The sequence below is a fragment of the Sorangium sp. So ce1014 genome, from assembly GCF_051521505.1.
Classification (GTDB): Bacteria; Myxococcota_A; Polyangia; order Polyangiales; family Polyangiaceae; genus Sorangium.
Map to the genome: position 1 here is coordinate 9,258,238 of NZ_CP150356.1, position 16,841 is coordinate 9,275,078.

The following is a 16,841-nucleotide window of genomic DNA, read 5'->3' on the forward strand; positions in this document are numbered from 1 at the left end:
AGGGCGCTGGCGAGCGAGGCGAGCACGGCCGCCCGAGGTGACGGCTCGGTCAGGGCAAGCTCCCCAGGCCCGGGGCGTGGCCGCTGGGCCCGGGTTGGGCCCATGCCTCCCGAAGGGGTGCGATCCGTCGTCACACTCTCCCAAAACCGCGGAGCATCCGACGGATCGCACCGGTTCGCCCCCGCGGAACAGTCCCGCCAGGAACACCACTCGATGACGACCGGCCGCCGGAAAGCAGGCCGCGCCGCGGCGCGTGTAGAGGATGTAAAACGCGAGCGCGGCGACCGAGCTGTAAAGACCCGCGCTGAATCCCGCCGCGGACATCGCGGCGATCTACGAGGAGCCGATCCCGAGAAGCGCGCATGCTGACGCGGCGACGAGCGTCTTGCCCTCGTAGCGTCTGCGCAGGAGCGCGATGGCGAGATAACCGAGCACGACGAGCCCGAGCGTATTGAGTGCGGCCGCGGCGACGGCCACGTCCACCCCGAGGAAGCTGCCTGCGCCGAGCAGCATCATCCAGAGAAAATCCGTCGCGCCCTCCGCGACGCGTGCATTTGCAGAGAATCCCGCCCGAGCTCCGCGCCCTCTTCGCGCGCGTGCCGAGGCGGCGGCCCTCGTGCGCCTCGCGCCGCCCGCGTGAATGCGCAGCGCCGAGAAGGAGGACCGCGCTCGTCGCGCTCCCCGGCGCCCCTCCCGCGCGATGGCTTCAGGACGATCGCGCCGTCGTACAAAGCGTGACGAGGAGCTCATCGAGCTGCTCGAACGTCTCGCCCATCCCGCTGTACGCGCCCGAGGCCAGGGCGGCGTCGCGCGCTTGCTTCGATCGATAGAGCTCGTGCAGCACCTGCAGCGTCTTGCCGCCTTTTTCCTCGAGGGTCACGGTCGTGACGGCGCCATCGTCGCCCGCTTCGTCGTTCGTCCACACGATGCGCGAATGCGGTGTCACTTCGAGGTACGTGCCGAAGAACGCCATCGGCTGCGCGGCGTCGTGACCAAAGACCAGGCGGTAGCCGCCGCCGGCGCGAATATCCGCTTCGTAGGAAAGTAGAGGCACGGGCATCGACTTCGGTATCCACCACCGCCTGAACAGCTCCGGCGTGGTCCACGCCTGGAACACGATGCGCGCCGGGGCATCGAAGGTCCGTGTGACGACGATCTCGCGATCAGACTTCGGTTCCACCGTCGTGCGATCACTCGTCAATCTGGGCTCACTCTCTTTACTTGCGTCCATCGACGTTCTCCTTTCGTTTCAGCTCCTCGATGACCTTGTCCAGCTCGTCGAAGCGTGCGGCCCAGAGCTGGCGGTACCTCTCGATCCACGCCGTCTCTTCGTCGAGCGGGCGCGAACCGAGCTTGCAGGTACGCACGCGGCCGACCTTCTCGGTGGTGACGAGGCCGGCCCGCTCGAGGACGCCGACGTGCTTCTTCATGCCCGTGAGGGTCATGTGAAACTTCTCGGCGAGGTCCGTGATCGAAGCGTCGGCTCGTCCGAGCTGCTCCAGAACGCCGCGCCGGGTCGCGTCGGAAAGCGCGGCGAAGGAAGCATCGAGGCGGGCACTCGAACACTGAACCATGTGGTTCAGTGTTTAACGCGCGAGTCGGCGTCGTGCAAGAGGAGATCGAGCGCGTGCTCCGTCGCGAGCTGCCTGGTAGCAGCGCGTAGGTAAAAAAAGCCGGATCGCAGCGCGAAGAAGTGTAGCGCAGCAAACCGAAAGGGTGGGACCGCGAGCGTCGTGATGGCTCGGTCCTGGGTCGAAAGAGCGGAGCGTGGTCCGGGCGGCGCCGAGCGCGCTACGGGGCCCATCGGCGTACCGTGGGCACACGTGTCCGTCCGGGCGTTGGTCTGGCCCGGGGGGCGCGTCGCGAGACGCTATGCGGCGTCACCGGGCGCCTTGCGGCGCAGAACGGTGCTCTTCCAGTACGGCGGCCGCCGCGTGGACGCCGGGAGAGCGTGCTGGAACATCCGTCGGCTCGCCGAGCGCGGAGAGGAAGCGGGCGATGTTCCGGGGCTCGGTCACCATGGCGACGAGCTTCATCCGCCCCTTGCAAGTTGGGCACTCGAGGACATCGGCTCACGCTCCTCACTCATCGCTCCGGCCCATAGCGTACCACCCTGTCCAGCGCCAGCGCCCTTGCGCTGCGCAGGTGCTCGATCACGTCGCCGCGCGCGAGCGCGAGGTGCCCGTCCTGCTCGACGCGCCCTTCGCCCGGCCCGAGCGCGCGCTGCGCGAGGCCGCGCGCGATGGACACCGTCTCCAAGCGCGCCGGCGCGGCCGCGGCCATGTCGCCCGCGGTCTCCGTGGGCGTGACCGTGAAGCTCGCGGCCTCGGCGCGGACCGCGCAGGTGCGGTGACCGATCGCCTAGCCGTCGCCATCGGGCCGGTAGGCGAAGCGCCCGCGCTCGGCACGTGCAATGGTCCGGGCGCGCCACGCAGCTCATCGAGCTCGGCGAGGGGCCGCTGCCCAGCCGGCAGGGGGTCGTGTATACTCCGCACCGTCGGCCGCGCCGCCTCGGCGAAGCACCATGCCAACCCCTATCGACGTCTTCTTCTCCTACTCCTACAAGGACGAATCGCTGCGGGATGAGCTCGAAGCCCACCTCGCAGCGCTGATGCGGCGCGGCGTGATCAGGGGCTGGCACCATCGGAAAATCGACGCCGGCGACGACGCCCAGGCTGCGATCGACGAGCACCTCGAGGCCGCTCATGTGATCCTGCTCCTCGTCAGCGCTGACTTCCTGGCGTCCGACTACTGCAACGAGCTCGAGGTGAAGCGCGCGCTTGCGCGGTGCCGCGCTGGTGAAGCGCAGGTAATCCCGATCATCCTGCGCGAGTGCGTCTGGCAAGATGCGCCCTTTGCCGAGCTCGAGGCGCTCCCGCGGAACGGAAAGGCCGTGACGAGCTGGGCGGTGCGGGACGAGGCATGGAAGGACGTCATCATCGGCCTCCGGGAAGCGCTGCCACGTAAATCCCCCGGCGAGCAGCCCCCGCCGGATCCACCGGAGATACCCGAGATCCCGCGGGACAACCCTTTCCAGAAGCGCGGCGCCCTCAAGCTCGATAAGCCCTCTTATGTGGAGCGCACATGCGATCATGAGCTTGGGGCCGCGCTCGAGCGGCACCCGCTGGTCGTGATCAGCGGCGATTACGAGGTGGGCAAATCCAGCCTCCTCGTGCGTACCCACAAGCAGCTGAGCCGAAGCAGGAGCACATGCTACCTCGATCTGCAGTCGCTTCGAACCGATGATGTAAACGCTTTTTACAAGCGCTTCTTCGAGCTCGTCCGACGCCAGTTCGGCAAGGCGGACGACTGGGTGGACCTCGCCGAGGTGGCCGACCGGCAGCCCATCGCCCTGCTGCTGGACGAGCTCGGGCACCTCACGCCGGACGTCGCCCGGTTGTTCGTCCCCTCTCTCCATCACCTGGCGGTGACCTACGAGCAGAGCGTGCGCGTGGTCGTCTGTCTGCCCTGTTCCATCCATGAGTTCCTCGCGGCGCGTGGGCTCCACAACCCGAAGCACAGGGACGGGTGGCTCGCGATCCAGGTGGAGCCGCTCTCGGACGCAGGGATCGACAGGCTGCTCTCGCTGTTGCCACACCCCGCGCACAAGGTGGCACGAGCGCACCGGAGCGAGATCATCCGCATGTCGAACCGCCACCCGAGAGCGATTCAGTGCATCTGTTATGAGCTGTTCGAGGCCGCGCGAGCAGGGCTCCCCGCCGAGGTGCTCCTGGCGCGCCTCGGCGACAAGAGGCACTACGGATGAGCTCCGGGATCCCTTACCGCGCGGCGGGGACGTTCAGCGGGAAGTCGTACATCGAACGGCGCGCGGACCGCGAGCTCAGGAAAGAGATCGAGGAAAACCAGCGATACCCCTACCTCGTGGCCCCGCGGCAGAGCGGTAAATCGAGCCTGATCGTGCGCACGATGAGCGCCCTCGAGCCGAGCGTGTTCCGATGCGCGCTCGTGGATCTCTCGCCTTTCCCCATCGACGACTACGACGCGTTCTGGCGTCGCTTCCTGAGCGCGGTCTCTCGCAGCGCGCAGCTCGCCAGCGATAACATCCAGCCGGACTATCCGGAGGACACCTTCCTCTACTGGTTGTCGACGTTCCAGGAGCGGCTCGTCGTCTTCGTCGACGAGATCGACGTGCTGATCGACGCCCGCTTCAAGGAGCAGTTCTTCAGTCAAATTCGGTCCCTCTTCAACCTGCGAGCTGTCGAAGAGCGGCTCGACCGTCTCCAGATCGTGCTGTCAGGGGCGGCCCACCCGTCGCGCCTCATCGAGGATGAGCTCCGCTCTCCTTTCAACGTGGGCATCGAGGTCGAGCTCGACGACCTGTCCCCGGCTCAGGTTAAGGAGCTCTCGCTCCACCTCACCGATTCTGGCGCTGCCGTCGACGGGTTCGTGCACGCGAGGCTCTTCAGGCACACGGGGGGCTCCGTCTATCTGTGCCAGCTCGTGCTCGAGCAGCTCTGGAGCATGGCGATGGCCGCGAAAGCGCCGATCGGCGCAGCCGACGTCGACGTGGCGGTCGAAGCGATCGTGCAGGGTGCTCCCCGGAACGTGCACTTCAACAGCATGTATGACACGGCCACCAAGAACCCGCGGCTGCTCTCGAACTTCCGGCGCCTTTGCACCCGGCAAGACGTCGACGAGCGAGCGCGGCAGGAACTCACGCTCGTCGGCATCGGCCGCGGCATCAAGCCGTTCCGAAACGATATCTACCGGCGCGTCTTCGGAGCGGGGGGCCCGCTCGACCTGACGCCATCCCGTCAGGACCGTGATCAGGACACACCCACATGCCACGATTACTGGCCCCTGTCGCGCGCCGAACGAGAACCCTACATCACCATGGATCTCGAGCTGCCGGGAACGGAGCCCGTCCCTCTCGCCGCCGCGGACGCGCCGCCGCCGCTCCCGTTCACGCCGAGCTACCCGAACGAGGAGACGCGCTCCCTGAGCGTGCGCCTCGAAGCGGCGCGGAGCCGGAAACGCTCGCTCCAGGAAGCCGGGGTGATCAACGTGGCGGTGGACCAGGAGATCCTCAGCCTGCGCCGGCAGCTCCGGGAAGGCGGGCAGCTGCGGGCCGGCGATTCGCTCGGGGACGGGCGCTACCTGCTGCTCGAGCCCATCGGCAGCGGCGGGTTCGGGGTCGTGTGGCGAGCCTTCGATCGCGACAGGAACGAGCAGGTTGCGATCAAGGTGCTCCACGCCTGGCTGGGCGGAGACGCGATCCGGCTCGAGAGGTTCTTCCGCGGGGCGCGGATCATGGCGGAGCTCGCGCACGAGGCGGTGGTGCGCGTCATCGAGGCGCACGGCAACGACGGCGGTTACCATTACTTCGTGATGGATTTCGTTGCCGGCGGTGACCTCCGGCGGGCAGTGCTGGAGAAGCGAGTCGTCGGGGAGGCGGTGCTGCCGATCATCCTGAAGGTTGGAGACACGCTGGCGAAGGCGCACGCGAAGGGGTACGTGCACCGCGACGTCAAGCCCGCGAACATCCTGCTGGACGATTCGGGGTCGCCGCGGCTCACCGATTTCGATCTGGTGAGCGGCGCGGATACGACGGGCGGAACGCGGACCGGGGCCATGGGTACCATCATCTATGCGGCTCCTGAGCTGCTGCACCGGCCGCAGGAAGCGGACGCGCGCGCGGACGTGTACGGCCTGGGGATGACGGCGGTGTTCGCACTTCGCGGGGAAGAGCTGCCGCTCGACGTGCTGCGCAATGCGGAGGAGCAGATCGAGCAGCTCTCGTGCTCCACGGCCCTCAAGGACGTGCTCAAGCGGGCGGTCGCGTGGAGAGCGGCGGGGCGCTTCGGCGATGCGGCCGCGTTCTCTGACGCGCTCCGGCGCGCGTGGTCGGCGGCGGGAAGCGTCGGCACGGAGGATGCGCCGGATAGAGCGCGCGAGGCGTCGGCGGAATGGGAGGGATCGCTCGAGCTGCCGAGCTCGCCGGCCGGGCGGCGCTCGGCCGGGGCTCACGCGCTCGCGCCCCCTGCCGTTCGGGCGGGCTCGAGCACTGATACCCACCTTCCGCGCGATCTCGATGTCCGCCCGCGGCGATCTGTGTTGTTCTGCGCGGCCGCAGCGCTGATCTTGGGGGCGGTCCTGGCCCTATCCGCGGGGCTGATCCTGGGTGTGGGCCTCTCGCGCTGGGGATGACCACGGCGGGTGCCGTCCGTCGCCCGCAACTCCGCCAGCCAACGACATCGCGACCCCCGCCCGCGCCGCCAGGGCGTCTGCGCCGCACCTACGCCGGCGCCATCTACAGCCTATTGCGGGGCCGCACGCTTTGGCCGCACCATGGGCTCGTGTGGCGTGGGCGGAGGGCCGGGCGCGCCCCCGGCCCGGCATCGCGGGGGGAAGGCATCTTGTTGATCTCATCGACGAAGAAGAGCGCGTAGGCAAATCAAGCCTGATCGCAGCGCGAAGAAGTGCAGCGCAGCAAACCGAAAGGGTGGGACCGCGAGCGTCGTGATGGCTCGGTCCTGGGTCGAAAGAGCGGAGCGTGGTCCGGGCGGCGCCGAGCGCGCTACGGGGCGCATCGGCGTGCCGTGGGCACACGTGTCCGTCCGGGCGTTGGTCTGGCCCGGGAGGCGCGTCGCGAGACGCTATGCGGCGTCACCGGGCGCCTTGCGGCGCAGAACGGTGCTCTTCCAGTACGGCGGCCGCCGCGTGGACGCTGGGAGAGCGAGCTGGGACGTCGGTCGGCTCGCCGAGCGCGGAGAGGAAGCCGGGCGATGTTCCTTGGCTCGGTCACCATGGCGACGAGCTTCATCCGCCCCTTGCAAGCTGGGCACTCGAGGACGTCGATCGCACATGTGCGGCGCAAGAGCTCGGCGCGGTTTGTCGACCGCCCGATCGCCGCCACGCTTGCGTTTCGAAGCGGCGTCTTCGTCCGCCTTCGTAGGCTCTTGTGGCTTCGCAGGGCGCGGTCCGATGCGCTTGCGCTCCAACGTGGGCGACTCGCCGACGCGAGCACGTCCGCGTACAAGCTCGAGCACCTCGTCTCGAGTGAGCGAGAACGTCAGGGCGCCCGCGTCTTGTCTCGCCTGCCTCGCGTCCTTCGCTCCTGGAATCGGAATCACGCCCCGCTCGATCACCCACCGCAGCGCGACCCGCGCGGGCGTCTTCCCGTACTTGGCGCCGATCGCCTCCAGGCGCGCCGTGATCGCCCCGGCCGCGGCGATCTCCGCTGGCCGAAACACCCCGGTGAGCCGGCGGCGGACCCAGTCCCGTGGGACATCTCCCGGGCGGTACTTTCCAGAGAGGAGGCCCATCGCCAGAGGCATGAACCCGACTGGAGTGACTCCGAGCTCCCGACACGCGTTGAGTTGGACATCGGGTCACCCGTAGCTGTTACGGGTGCGGTTGAAGCTGCTCGGCCAAGGGGCGGAAAGGCGCCTCCCTCGACTTGAGGTCTCGCCACCACGGCGTTGGGGCATCGAGCTGCGAGGGTTCGACGACCTGGCCGAGGCTCGGTGTGACAACCCGTAGGCCCTGTTCGGCCGCGAGTCGCACGAGCGTCTCCGCAGGCTCATCCCACGCGTGGAGCGCAAGATCGAAGGTACCCCAGTGCACCGGCAGCAAGGTCCCGCCGCCCAGCATCTGCAACACGTTGAGCGCGTTCTCGGGCCCCAGGTGAATGGCCTCAAAGCCTGGGTGGAACGCGCCGATCTCGAGCATGACGAGGTCGAACGGCCCGTACATCTGGCCCGTCTCGCGGAACTGTTCGGTCAGCCCCGTGTCGCCCGAGAAGAAGACCTTGTGCCGATCTGACTGGATGACCCATGACGACCAGAGGGTCGCGTCCCGGTCGCTCAGGCTGCGACCTGAGTAGTGCTGGCTTGGGGTCGCGATGAAGCGCAACCCGCGAACGTCGCATGATTCACCCCAGTCGAGCTCGTGAATGCGCTCTGGCGCAATTCCCAGCCGCTCGAGGTGCGACCCCACCCCAAGCGACGTGACGATCGGGATCTCCGGCATGCGAGCGAGACCGGCGATCGTGGTCGCACACAGGTGGTCGTAGTGGTCATGGGAGAGCACCACGGCATCGAGCGGAGGTAGCTCTCCGAGCCCTGCCGGCACGGGGTGAAAGCGCTTCGGGCCCGCGAAGGAGACCGGGGATGCCCGCTCGCCGAAGACGGGATCGGTCAGGACTCGATGGCCGTCGATCTCGATGAGCACGGTGCTGTGGCCGAGCCACGTCGTGCGGAGCCCGGAGCTGACCGGACGCCCCCATGCTTCGTGGGGGCGCGTCGTCGGCAAGGGAGCTTTCGGTCTACGTCGAGCCCCCCCGAAGAGGAGCTCGGGGAGCATCGGAAGGACTCCGGTCGTCGACGCCCTCCACGGACCCAGCGGGTTACGAAAGACGTCGCCGTCGAACTGCCTCGACGAACGAACTCGTTCCAGACGAAGACCATGAAACCTCATGCGTTGCCTCTCGCCGCCCGAGCCGCCGCCTCGGCGCCGAGCTTCTCGCTCGACGTCCACAGGTCGGCCGCGAGCTTCGGATCCATCGCCTGCTTCTGCGGGGTCACCGGCCGTCGCTTCGAGATGTACTCGCCCTTGAGCGACGCCGCCTCCGGCGAGGTCGGCGTCTTCGCGAGGTCGAGTTTTCCGCGCGCCTGCATGGAGCTTGAGGTCGACACGACGCGCGCGCCGGGGGTCTTGCGGATGAGGGCAAGCAGCGACGTCGTGAACAGGAAGTACGCGAGGTGGTCTAGCGCGAACGTCAGCTCGAACCCGTCGGGCCCTATCGTCGGCTTCTTGAAGGTGGCGCCCGCGTTGTTCACGAGGACGTCGAGCCGATCGTGCTTGGCCTTGAACTCCTCGGCGGCGCGCTTCACATCGGCCATCCGCGACAGGTCGCAGAGAAGGATGTCGAGGTTCGGGTGCTCACTTGCTCTCCTTGGGAAAGTGGGGACGCAGAGCAGCGGCAAAGAGGAGGTCGAGTATCCGGTCGGGCAGGATGCGCACCAAGGTGAGGAGTGCGGCCTCGCGGCCGACGGTGTAGCGAGTGCGCGGCTTGCGCGCCGTCACTGCCTTCGCGATCACCTTGGCCGCAGCGTCAGCGGGCAGGCCCGACTTGGTGTGGTAGGCGGTCTGCGCGATGATGGCTTGCACCAGCCCGCCGTAGCGCTGGCTTTGCTCGGGCGTCATGGTCGACGCCACCTCATGGGCGCTGGCGATCGCCCGGCCGGGCATCTCCGTTCGCACGGCGCCCGGTTCGACCACGACCACCTGGACGCCCAGCGGGGCGATTTCGCGTCGCAAGGAGTCACTGACCGCTTCGAGCGCGAACTTCGTGCCTGCGTACGGACCATAGGTGGCCATGGCGACCTTGCCGCCCACGGAGCTGATGTTGACCACGCGACCCTTGCTGCGGATCAGGGCCGGCAGGAGTGTCTGGGTAACGGCGATGTGACCGAAGAGGTTGACCTCGAACAGGCGTCGCCACTCGTCGATCGCGAAGACCTCGACCGGTGCGTTGACCGCCATGGCGGCGTTGTTTACCAGGGCCCGCACTGCCCGGCCCTGCGGGTCCCCGTGCACCCGAGTCGCCAGCGCCCGGATGTGGTCCGGGTTGGTGATGTCGAGGATCAGCGGCTCTATACCTGGCCCCCGGATTGCGTCGGCGTCCCGGTCGCGCCGGACACCCGCGAGGACGTGGAACCCCCGCCGAGCCAGCTCGCGTGCCGTGGCCGCGCCGATGCCGGTAGACGCACCGGTTATAATGACGATCTCTTGGATTTCAGGTGACGCTGTCATGACCGCGCTCCTTTCTTCGACGAACGAGGAGCGAAGCGCGCTGCGAGGAGCTGCGTCCGCTGCTCCAGCACCTCCATCGACGGTCGGTCCGAGAGCAACCCGTCGAGCGCGAGGAGGAAGACCTCGGCGCTCGCCTCATCGCCCAAGATGGCGCCCACGCACTCGAGCGTGATCTTGCGATAAAGTGCCTCGCTCTCGGGATCGATGCGCTCGCACGCCTCGATGAAATCGCTCCCCATCGGCGCCCCGACCATCTCAGCCCAGGGCTCGAGCGCCAGCAGACGGCAGACGCTGAGCAAGCGCTCATAGGCGCTCCCCGGGCCGTTCGCCGCCTCCTTCGCGGCGGGGTGCCGAGAGACCAGCCAGTCCACGAATACGGCCCGGTAGATGTCTTCTTTGTCCTTGAAGATCCGGTAGAGCAGCGTGCGCGAGAGGCCGGCGCGCTTGGCGATGTCCTCGAAGGCCGTCTTCGCGAAGCCGAAGTTGAGGAAGCACCAGCGCGCGGCGGTCAGGATCCTCGCGCGGCGGGCGGCCGCCTCGTCGTCTGTCGTCGTCGCTTGCATGAAGACATTGTGACAACTTGTGCATCAACTGTCAACACGTTCCCGATGGTCCCAAGACTGGGCAGTCGGGGAGGTCTGTCTGCCGGCTGCCGGCCTTGCGGATGTCCCCCTCGCCGTCGCCGCGCGGCTTTGTCCACCCCGGAGGCGAGGCGCGCGGTCCAGCTGCTCGGTGCCCAGGTGGACTGCCTCTCTGTTGCGACCCATGACTGCAGCCGCGGAGCGAGCTCGCCTCGCTTCGTGCCCGATGTGGGGCGCTCGTCAACGAGCTCTTCGCCGGGCGAAGCCTGCGCCTTCGCCTCGTTAAGCTTTTACCCCTTCGTTCGAGCCATCGGCGCGTAGGTAACGGCGGCCCTCGGTTGGGAGAGCGAGCTGGGACGTCGGTCGGCTCGCCGAGCGCGGAGAGGAAGCGGGCGATGTTCCTTGGCTCGGTCACCATGGCGACGAGCTTCATCCGCCCAGCCTCGAGCGGTCCTCCCCCGGCTCGCGGCGGCGTGCTCGCGGTGCCCCAATGGTTGTACGCCCGTGCCGTCGCGTGCTTCCCCTTCGGACCCGCGGCCGCGGCGGCCTCCGCCTCGATCAGCTCCCTGAACGCCAGCATGCCTATCTGCTGCACGAACGCGAGCAGCCCCTTCTTGATGGCGTCGGACGCTAGCATCATCGGGAGCATGAGCTGTTGCAGCGCGAACGACGCCGCGCTCGGAACCTCTTGCCTTCGGACCTTCTCTGCGGCTTTCTTCTTCACGACGGCTCCTTTACCGAGCAGCGCCTCCTGCTCGCGCAGCTTCGACGGGAAAGCGTCCGACAGCCGAGCTTCGCGAGGTATTTGGCTGGAAACAATGCCATGGGTCGGTTGAGGCAACAGGGCAGCGCTAATTTAGCTGTCTATGTCGTTGCTAGGCCTTTCCAAAGAGCCCGCGGAAGAGCGCGTCGAGCGCCGCCCGGGTTGTCTGCCGACTTGGCGACGTGCCCGTCGGGCTCGCGACGATCGAGAGCGCGAGCCCCTGGATGACGGCCCAGACGTGCTCCGCAGCCTGTTCGACCGGCACACGCAGCGCATCGCTCTTCGCGCAGCGCTCGATGCGGTGCCGCATCAGCGCGTACGCCTGCGAGAACATCGAAGGGAGCTCGACCGCACGCGCCATGACGGCCGCCGTGACTGCTGGATGCGCAACGGCAAATTCGAGCACCTGCTCGCAGCTCGCGCGGAGGTCCGCGACGGGATCGGACGTCTGCGCGAGCGCACGCTTCTTCGCCATGAACTTCTCGAGCGCGACGGCGTGGACCGCCGACAGGAGCCCGTCACGGTTGCCGAAGTGATGGTAGAGGGTCGGCATCGTGACGCCCGCTTCCTTGCAGACCCGCCGTGTCGTGAGCGCGGACGCTCCCTCCTCTTCGAGCACGCGGTACGCGACGTCCAGCAGCGTATCCTTCACATCGGCCATCGATGGAGGGTAGCACAGCTACCCTAGCGCCCCATCGGCTTTCAGCTCCGACATGGCGCCGTCGCGTCCGAGCAGGCGATCGCGGATCGGATGTCCTGTCTTCGATCGCATGGTCGGGCAAGGGCGCCGCACGATGGCGTGCCCCTCCATTCCGTCCACGTGGGAAACGCGCGCTCGACAGCCTCTTCGCGGCGCTCCCGAGGCGCCCTCAGCAAATAGTATAGCGTCGCTATAGACACCGCGTATAGCTGTGCTATATACACTCTCGCCGGCCGACACCGGCAGGAGGAGTGCAGAAATGGCCGAGCTCATTTTCGTCACTGGAGGTAGCGGCTTCGTAGGCGCCGCCATCATTCGGGCAATGGTCTCCGCGGGTCACCGCGTGCGTGCGCTCGCGCGCAGCGAGGAGAGCGCCCGAACCGTTTCATCGCTCGGCGCCGAGCCGGTCCGAGGCGATCTCGACGACGAGCGGTCGCTCGCGGCGGGGATGCGCGGTTCGACCGTCGTCGTGCACGCCGCCGCATCGCTGACCAGCGGCGTACGCTATCGCGACCACGAACGGACGAACGTGGAAGGCACGCGAAGGGTACTGACCTGCGCGCGCCAGGCCAAGGCTCGGCGGTTCATCTACGTCAGCGCGGCGTCCATCGTCGTCGAGCCGGGCCGCCCTACCCACGGCGACGAGACGCTCCCCGTCGTGCATCACCGGTCGATGCCGTACAGCGCGACCAAGGGCCTCGCGGAAAGCATCGTGCTGGAGGCGAACGGCAGCGAAATGTCGACCATCGCCGTCCGCCCTCCGTTCATCTGGGGCGAGGGCGCACCGTCGATCGGGCACATCGCCCACGCGTTCCACGAAGGACGCTTCATGTGGATCGGTGGCGGCGAGTATGCCTACAGCGTTTGCCACGTCGACAACCTCGCAAGCGCCGTCGCCCGCGCCGTGGACCATGGCCTGGGCGGAAAGGCCTACTTCGTGACCGACGACGACGTGACGAGCATGCGTCAGTTCTTCACCGACGTGATCGAGGCGACGGGCCAACCGGCCAAAGCGCGGGCCGTCCCGTACTGGTTCGGAGCCCTGCTGGCGCGGATGATGGGCCTCGTCTTCACGCTGTTCAGACCCGGCAAGCAACCGCCTCTCAGCCTCGAGACCGTTCGGCTGATCGGCAAGCGCCTCGAGCTCTCGAACGCGCTCGCGAAGCGCGAGCTGGGCTACGTGCCCGAGGTTTCGCGCGAGGTCGGCGTCTCGCGATTGCGAGCAACGGCGTCGAGCAAGCTCGTCCGACACGGCTCGACGCACGCATCCGTTGCTGCGCAAACGCTGGTCATCCTCGCGCTCACGGCGACGGCCCTGATGACGACGGTCCGTGCTTTCGCCGCACCGCCGACCGATCCCACGGGACTGTCGCAGCTCCATGACGACAAGACCGGCAGGCCCAATGGCGTCGTTGGGCTCTACGTAGAGGACGGCACCCCTCGTGGGCGCATCGAACGGTTGCGCCCCGGAGCTACACCGTGAGACGCGAGCACGAAGGCCGGACTGCTCGCCGCGGCGCTCAGACGGCTCGGCAAGCAATACGGGGAGATCGTCGACGGGGCGGCAAAGGGCTAGTGTTCACCGCTCGGGTTCGAGTCCGCCAGCCCACGATCGCGATCGCAGCGGCATTTGTGATCACCTCGACCTTGGATCCTCAAGCGGCCGGCGCGGTCGAGACGCCATCGGCGCAGCAGTCTTCCCCGCGCGTCCTTCCAGCTTCCGAGATTCTGTGGCCGCTGCTGCAATTGGTGCCCAGTCCTGAGATCACTTTCGGCGACGGGAAAGTGTCCGGAGGCCTTCGGTGGGAGCTCAGTCCATTTCTCTACTCCTTCGGGCTTCGCGAGCCGAGGACGCGCGTTCGCGCATTCTTCGTCCCGCCTTCGGCTCGGTTCACGGGCTCATTCGAGCTCGTGGGATCGGCCGAATACGCACCCGGGCCGCCTGAGACCAGCGACTGGGTCGGCCGACTGGGCGTGCGCGTCAACGTGCCGCTTGTCGATCGAGGCGAGGCGCTGGCCTTGTCCGTGGGCACCGCGGCATTTCTGAACGATGGCCACATACGCCCGTCGTTCGACGTGGCCTTGTTGACGTTGTTCGGAACGTGCGGAGTCCGCGCCACATTCTCGCCGGAGCTGGCGGGACGCCAGGTGATCGTGACCCTCGCGCTGAGGTTCTTTTGAAGTCGCTGCGCGCCCTGCCGGCCGTCTTCCTGCTTGGTTGCGGCTTCCCTTTTACGTCGACAGCCCGAAACCTCTCGGCGTTGACGGCCACCTCATCGCCAGCGCCCGTGCGCTCGTTGCCCGAAACATCGGCGGCGGGCGTTTCGGTGCTCTGGGTGGGCCATGCGACCGTCCTCATACGAATGGGCGAGCGCTATGTTCTCACCGATCCTGTATTTTCACACACCGTCGGGATGCTCTCTCCGCGCCTCGTCGAGCCGGGCATGCCAGTGAATGAAGTCCCGAAGCTAACGGCGACCCTTGTTTCGCACCCGCACTTCGACCACCTCTCGCTTTCGTCGCTCGATGCGCTCGGTGAGCGGACGGGCACCCTCCTTGTGCCTCCTGGGATCCTGGACTACCTGCCCAGGTTTCCTTTTCAGGAGCGTGGCCTCGGCGCCTGGTCATCCATCGTCCTCGATGCAGTGAAGATTACGGCGGCACCCGTGCTGCATCCGGGCGGGCGATACGGTCTTGACGAATCCTCGTGCGACGACTGCGCGACGGGATTCGTGCTCGAACACAACGGATGGACGATCTACTTCGGCGGCGATACTGCTTACGCCCCGACCCACTTCGAGGAGACACGCCAGAGGTTCCCTCAAATCGACCTCGCGATCCTCCCCATCTGCCCCATCGCTCCTCGCGACTTCATGCGCAAGACGCACATGGATCCGGGCGAAGCGCTTCGCGCCTACCGGATCCTTGGCGCCAGGTGGATGATGCCGATCCACTTCGACACCTTCATCAACTCCGACGACGTCAGGGGCGACTGCTTGAACGAGCTTCACGCGAGGATGGACCAGCTGGGCATCTCCTCGGACGCAGTCGTCGAGCTGAAGATCGGAGAGCGGCGCGTTCTTCTGGAGCGGATCGTACCTGCGGTTCCGGGAGCGGAACCACGGTAGTCCCCCTCCCGCGCAGCCGCTCGCGCCCCAGCTCCAGCAGAACGTCGAGGACCGGGATGAAGAACAGGTTCATCACCGTCGATACAAGCATCCCCCGAACACCGCTGTTCCGAGCGACCGCCGGCTCCCCGGGCGCCACGTACACGCTCGCGGGGGCGCGCGCGGGCCGCCGCCGTCGTTGCCGCCGCCGCTGCCACGGTTGCCGCCGCCCTCGTTGCCGGCGCCGCCGTCGCCCGCACTGCGCGTGCGTCCATGCATGCAGGCAAAAATCTCAGGTCATGTCAAGGTTCCAATCATGACCGCAACGTAAAGAACGTGTTTCCAGCCAACGTACGAAATCTCGCGAATCTGGGCCCTGGACTTCCAGTCCCTGCGGCTCTCCACCCGAACAAGCCTGTTGAACTTGGGTTCCGGATGGCGACCCGCAACCGAGCCACATCGATAGCATTCTGTATAAAATTTCGAAAATCCGACTGCATTCGATCATTGTCATTATTCGCGACATTAACCATCTGCTGCAGCCGACGACGAACCCCCTGATCGTAGTTCGGATAATCGGAAAACCCATCAAACTGATCGACGGCGCGAATGATGTCGATCAAATTTCTCGCCCCGCGTGCCCCGAATTGAGAAGGATCGGTCGCCAATCGATTCTCCAGAACCCGTTGCATCCACCCCATACTCTCCAATGTGTCTGCTGCCAGGTAGTCTGCGTGGGAAGGACCGCGGGCCTCCGACATCAACAGTCTGGCGACAGCTCCAGCTTCAGTAGCAGGATCCGGCAACTCTATCGCAACGTCAACCACGACCCTTAGTGTCGCCTGGATTCCGGACCGTGTCGCCGCAGTCACCGTTACAGCGCCACTACCTGATGTTGTAGCAAGCGCGCTGAGGCAAAACGAAAAATTGCCAACGGCGCGTATACGAGGTATGCCATCGACGCTAACCACATCAGGATCACTGCTCGTTATTCTGGGAACGACATCCGAGCGTGGAACATCGGCGAGCTCGATGCCGGCCGAAGAGTTCCCTTCGATGCTCGATATGTGAATAGTCACAGCCGTAACATCTGTTCCATGTCGCCGAAAACGCATATATCACCTTCATATAGCGCAAGGCCCAAATCGACGCTTTACTCCTGCATCACTCTCCAGGCCTGTGCAAGGCCAGGGTCTCTCCCAGCGACTCGCAATCCCACAGCAACGAGCCAACCCACATCTTCGTTACGATGCTGGCAGATAATTGGAAACATGACCGTCCGTAGCGCAAGCGCCCGACCAACGCCAGCGTGATCGTCGGCGCAGCGCCGGTTACCTGTCCCCCTTCGCGACGAAGGAGGAAGCGATGGCAACGAGGGTGGAGGGGGTCGAGCGATGGAAGCGCAGCGGGCTGGTTGCCGAGAAGCTCGCGCGGCACGAGGGGTACAAGCTTTGCCAGCTGTACTGGTGCCGCTGGGAGCTGCGGGCCTACGGACCTTCGCAGCCCCTGCCGTGGTCCTCGACCGAGGCGCCGCGCTTCCTGCCGGTGCAGTGGTGGCCAACGCCTCGCCGGTCGTGGCGGAGCCGCTCGAGATCGCGCTGTCCAAGGGGCGGGTGGTTCGCGTTCGGCCGGGCTTCGATCTCGCCACGCTCGAGCGCCGCGTCGGAGACGTCGTGCTGACGCTGCCACCGTCGATGCGCGTCTGCGTCGCGGCCGAGCCGGCTGACCTGAGGAAGCGCTTCGATGGCCTGTCGTCGTTGGTCGCGCAGCGCTTCGATGCCGACCGCGCTGCGGACATCGGTTCGTGTGCAGGAAGCGGCGAGGGAACCCAGGGCTCGGCGATTGGACCCGGGTTGGGTCCATGCCTGCCGAGGGGGTGCGATCCGTCGTCACGCCCCTCCCAAATCCCTGGG

The 16,841-nt window shown here is 66.8% G+C and carries 16 protein-coding genes and 1 pseudogene; 6 read left to right on the forward strand and 11 right to left on the reverse strand.

All coding sequences use genetic code 11. The annotated features are described in order from the left end of the window. Nucleotides 1-333: 333 nt before the first annotated feature. The 5 genes from WME75_RS35065 to WME75_RS35085 all read right to left on the reverse strand — a co-directional run bounded on the left by WME75_RS35065 (nucleotide 334) and on the right by WME75_RS35085 (nucleotide 2,250). Nucleotides 334-516, reverse strand: coding sequence for a hypothetical protein (locus WME75_RS35065; RefSeq protein ID WP_437480095.1), 183 nt, complete (start codon nucleotides 514-516; stop codon nucleotides 334-336). A 190-nt stretch (nucleotides 517-706) separates the two neighbouring features. Then, nucleotides 707-1,231, reverse strand: a complete 525-nt coding sequence (locus tag WME75_RS35070) for an SRPBCC family protein (RefSeq protein ID WP_437480097.1) — start codon at nucleotides 1,229-1,231, stop codon at nucleotides 707-709. Continuing rightward, nucleotides 1,218-1,574 (reverse strand): ArsR/SmtB family transcription factor, encoded by a 357-nt coding sequence (locus WME75_RS35075; protein WP_437480099.1) that lies wholly within the window; start codon nucleotides 1,572-1,574, stop codon nucleotides 1,218-1,220. Before WME75_RS35075 ends, WME75_RS35070 begins: the two co-directional genes overlap by 14 nt. Nucleotides 1,575-1,880: 306 nt before the next feature. Continuing rightward, nucleotides 1,881-2,036 carry a hypothetical protein gene (locus WME75_RS35080; RefSeq protein ID WP_437480102.1) on the reverse strand — a complete coding sequence of 52 codons (156 nt, stop codon included), beginning with the start codon at nucleotides 2,034-2,036 and terminating at the stop codon, nucleotides 1,881-1,883. A gap of 49 nt (nucleotides 2,037-2,085) precedes the next feature. Then, complete coding sequence (locus WME75_RS35085) at nucleotides 2,086-2,250, reverse strand: hypothetical protein (protein ID WP_437480104.1); 165 nt, start codon at nucleotides 2,248-2,250, stop codon at nucleotides 2,086-2,088. Between the two features lie 274 nt (nucleotides 2,251-2,524). On the opposite strand from WME75_RS35085, the gene WME75_RS35090 reads away from it, so the two are divergent. Together WME75_RS35090 and WME75_RS35095 are read left to right on the forward strand one after the other, a co-directional pair. Further along, nucleotides 2,525-3,766: a TIR domain-containing protein gene (locus WME75_RS35090; RefSeq protein WP_437480107.1), complete on the forward strand. Its 1,242-nt coding sequence runs from the start codon at nucleotides 2,525-2,527 to the stop codon at nucleotides 3,764-3,766. Beyond that, the gene (locus tag WME75_RS35095; RefSeq protein ID WP_437480109.1) at nucleotides 3,763-6,168 is read left to right on the forward strand and encodes a protein kinase domain-containing protein; all 2,406 of its coding nucleotides are present in this window, start codon (nucleotides 3,763-3,765) and stop codon (nucleotides 6,166-6,168) included. Before WME75_RS35090 ends, WME75_RS35095 begins: the two co-directional genes overlap by 4 nt. 449 nt (nucleotides 6,169-6,617) lie before the next feature. Here WME75_RS35095 and WME75_RS35100 read toward each other — a convergent pair. From WME75_RS35100 to WME75_RS35125, 6 genes and pseudogenes are all read right to left on the reverse strand, one after another. Further along, nucleotides 6,618-7,325 (reverse strand): annotated as a pseudogene (locus tag WME75_RS35100) (aldo/keto reductase); the annotation flags it as partial. Nucleotides 7,326-7,365: 40 nt separating this feature from the next. Further along, a complete protein-coding gene (locus tag WME75_RS35105) occupies nucleotides 7,366-8,439 on the reverse strand; it encodes an MBL fold metallo-hydrolase (protein WP_437494984.1) in 1,074 nt (357 codons plus the stop codon). Next, on the reverse strand, nucleotides 8,436-8,948 hold the full coding sequence (locus WME75_RS35110) for an SDR family NAD(P)-dependent oxidoreductase (RefSeq protein ID WP_437480111.1): 513 nt from the start codon (nucleotides 8,946-8,948) through the stop codon (nucleotides 8,436-8,438). Before WME75_RS35110 ends, WME75_RS35105 begins: the two co-directional genes overlap by 4 nt. Further along, nucleotides 8,905-9,777 carry an SDR family NAD(P)-dependent oxidoreductase gene (locus WME75_RS35115; RefSeq protein WP_437480114.1) on the reverse strand — a complete coding sequence of 291 codons (873 nt, stop codon included), beginning with the start codon at nucleotides 9,775-9,777 and terminating at the stop codon, nucleotides 8,905-8,907. The genes WME75_RS35110 and WME75_RS35115 overlap by 44 nt, the downstream gene beginning before the upstream one ends. Beyond that, nucleotides 9,774-10,340, reverse strand: a complete 567-nt coding sequence (locus tag WME75_RS35120) for a TetR/AcrR family transcriptional regulator (protein ID WP_437480117.1) — start codon at nucleotides 10,338-10,340, stop codon at nucleotides 9,774-9,776. The genes WME75_RS35115 and WME75_RS35120 overlap by 4 nt, the downstream gene beginning before the upstream one ends. 893 nt (nucleotides 10,341-11,233) lie before the next feature. Beyond that, nucleotides 11,234-11,782 (reverse strand): TetR/AcrR family transcriptional regulator, encoded by a 549-nt coding sequence (locus WME75_RS35125; protein ID WP_437480120.1) that lies wholly within the window; start codon nucleotides 11,780-11,782, stop codon nucleotides 11,234-11,236. Between the two features lie 298 nt (nucleotides 11,783-12,080). Between WME75_RS35125 and WME75_RS35130 the strand changes: the two genes are divergently transcribed. From WME75_RS35130 to WME75_RS35145, 4 genes are all read left to right on the forward strand, one after another. Further along, complete coding sequence (locus WME75_RS35130; protein ID WP_437480123.1) at nucleotides 12,081-13,304, forward strand: NAD-dependent epimerase/dehydratase family protein; 1,224 nt, start codon at nucleotides 12,081-12,083, stop codon at nucleotides 13,302-13,304. A gap of 149 nt (nucleotides 13,305-13,453) precedes the next feature. Then, nucleotides 13,454-14,002 carry a hypothetical protein gene (locus tag WME75_RS35135; protein ID WP_437480125.1) on the forward strand — a complete coding sequence of 183 codons (549 nt, stop codon included), beginning with the start codon at nucleotides 13,454-13,456 and terminating at the stop codon, nucleotides 14,000-14,002. Further along, on the forward strand, nucleotides 13,999-14,949 hold the full coding sequence (locus tag WME75_RS35140) for an MBL fold metallo-hydrolase (RefSeq protein WP_437480128.1): 951 nt from the start codon (nucleotides 13,999-14,001) through the stop codon (nucleotides 14,947-14,949). Before WME75_RS35135 ends, WME75_RS35140 begins: the two co-directional genes overlap by 4 nt. 1,344 nt (nucleotides 14,950-16,293) lie before the next feature. Beyond that, nucleotides 16,294-16,608: a hypothetical protein gene (locus WME75_RS35145; RefSeq protein WP_437480130.1), complete on the forward strand. Its 315-nt coding sequence runs from the start codon at nucleotides 16,294-16,296 to the stop codon at nucleotides 16,606-16,608. Nucleotides 16,609-16,841: the final 233 nt, after the last annotated feature.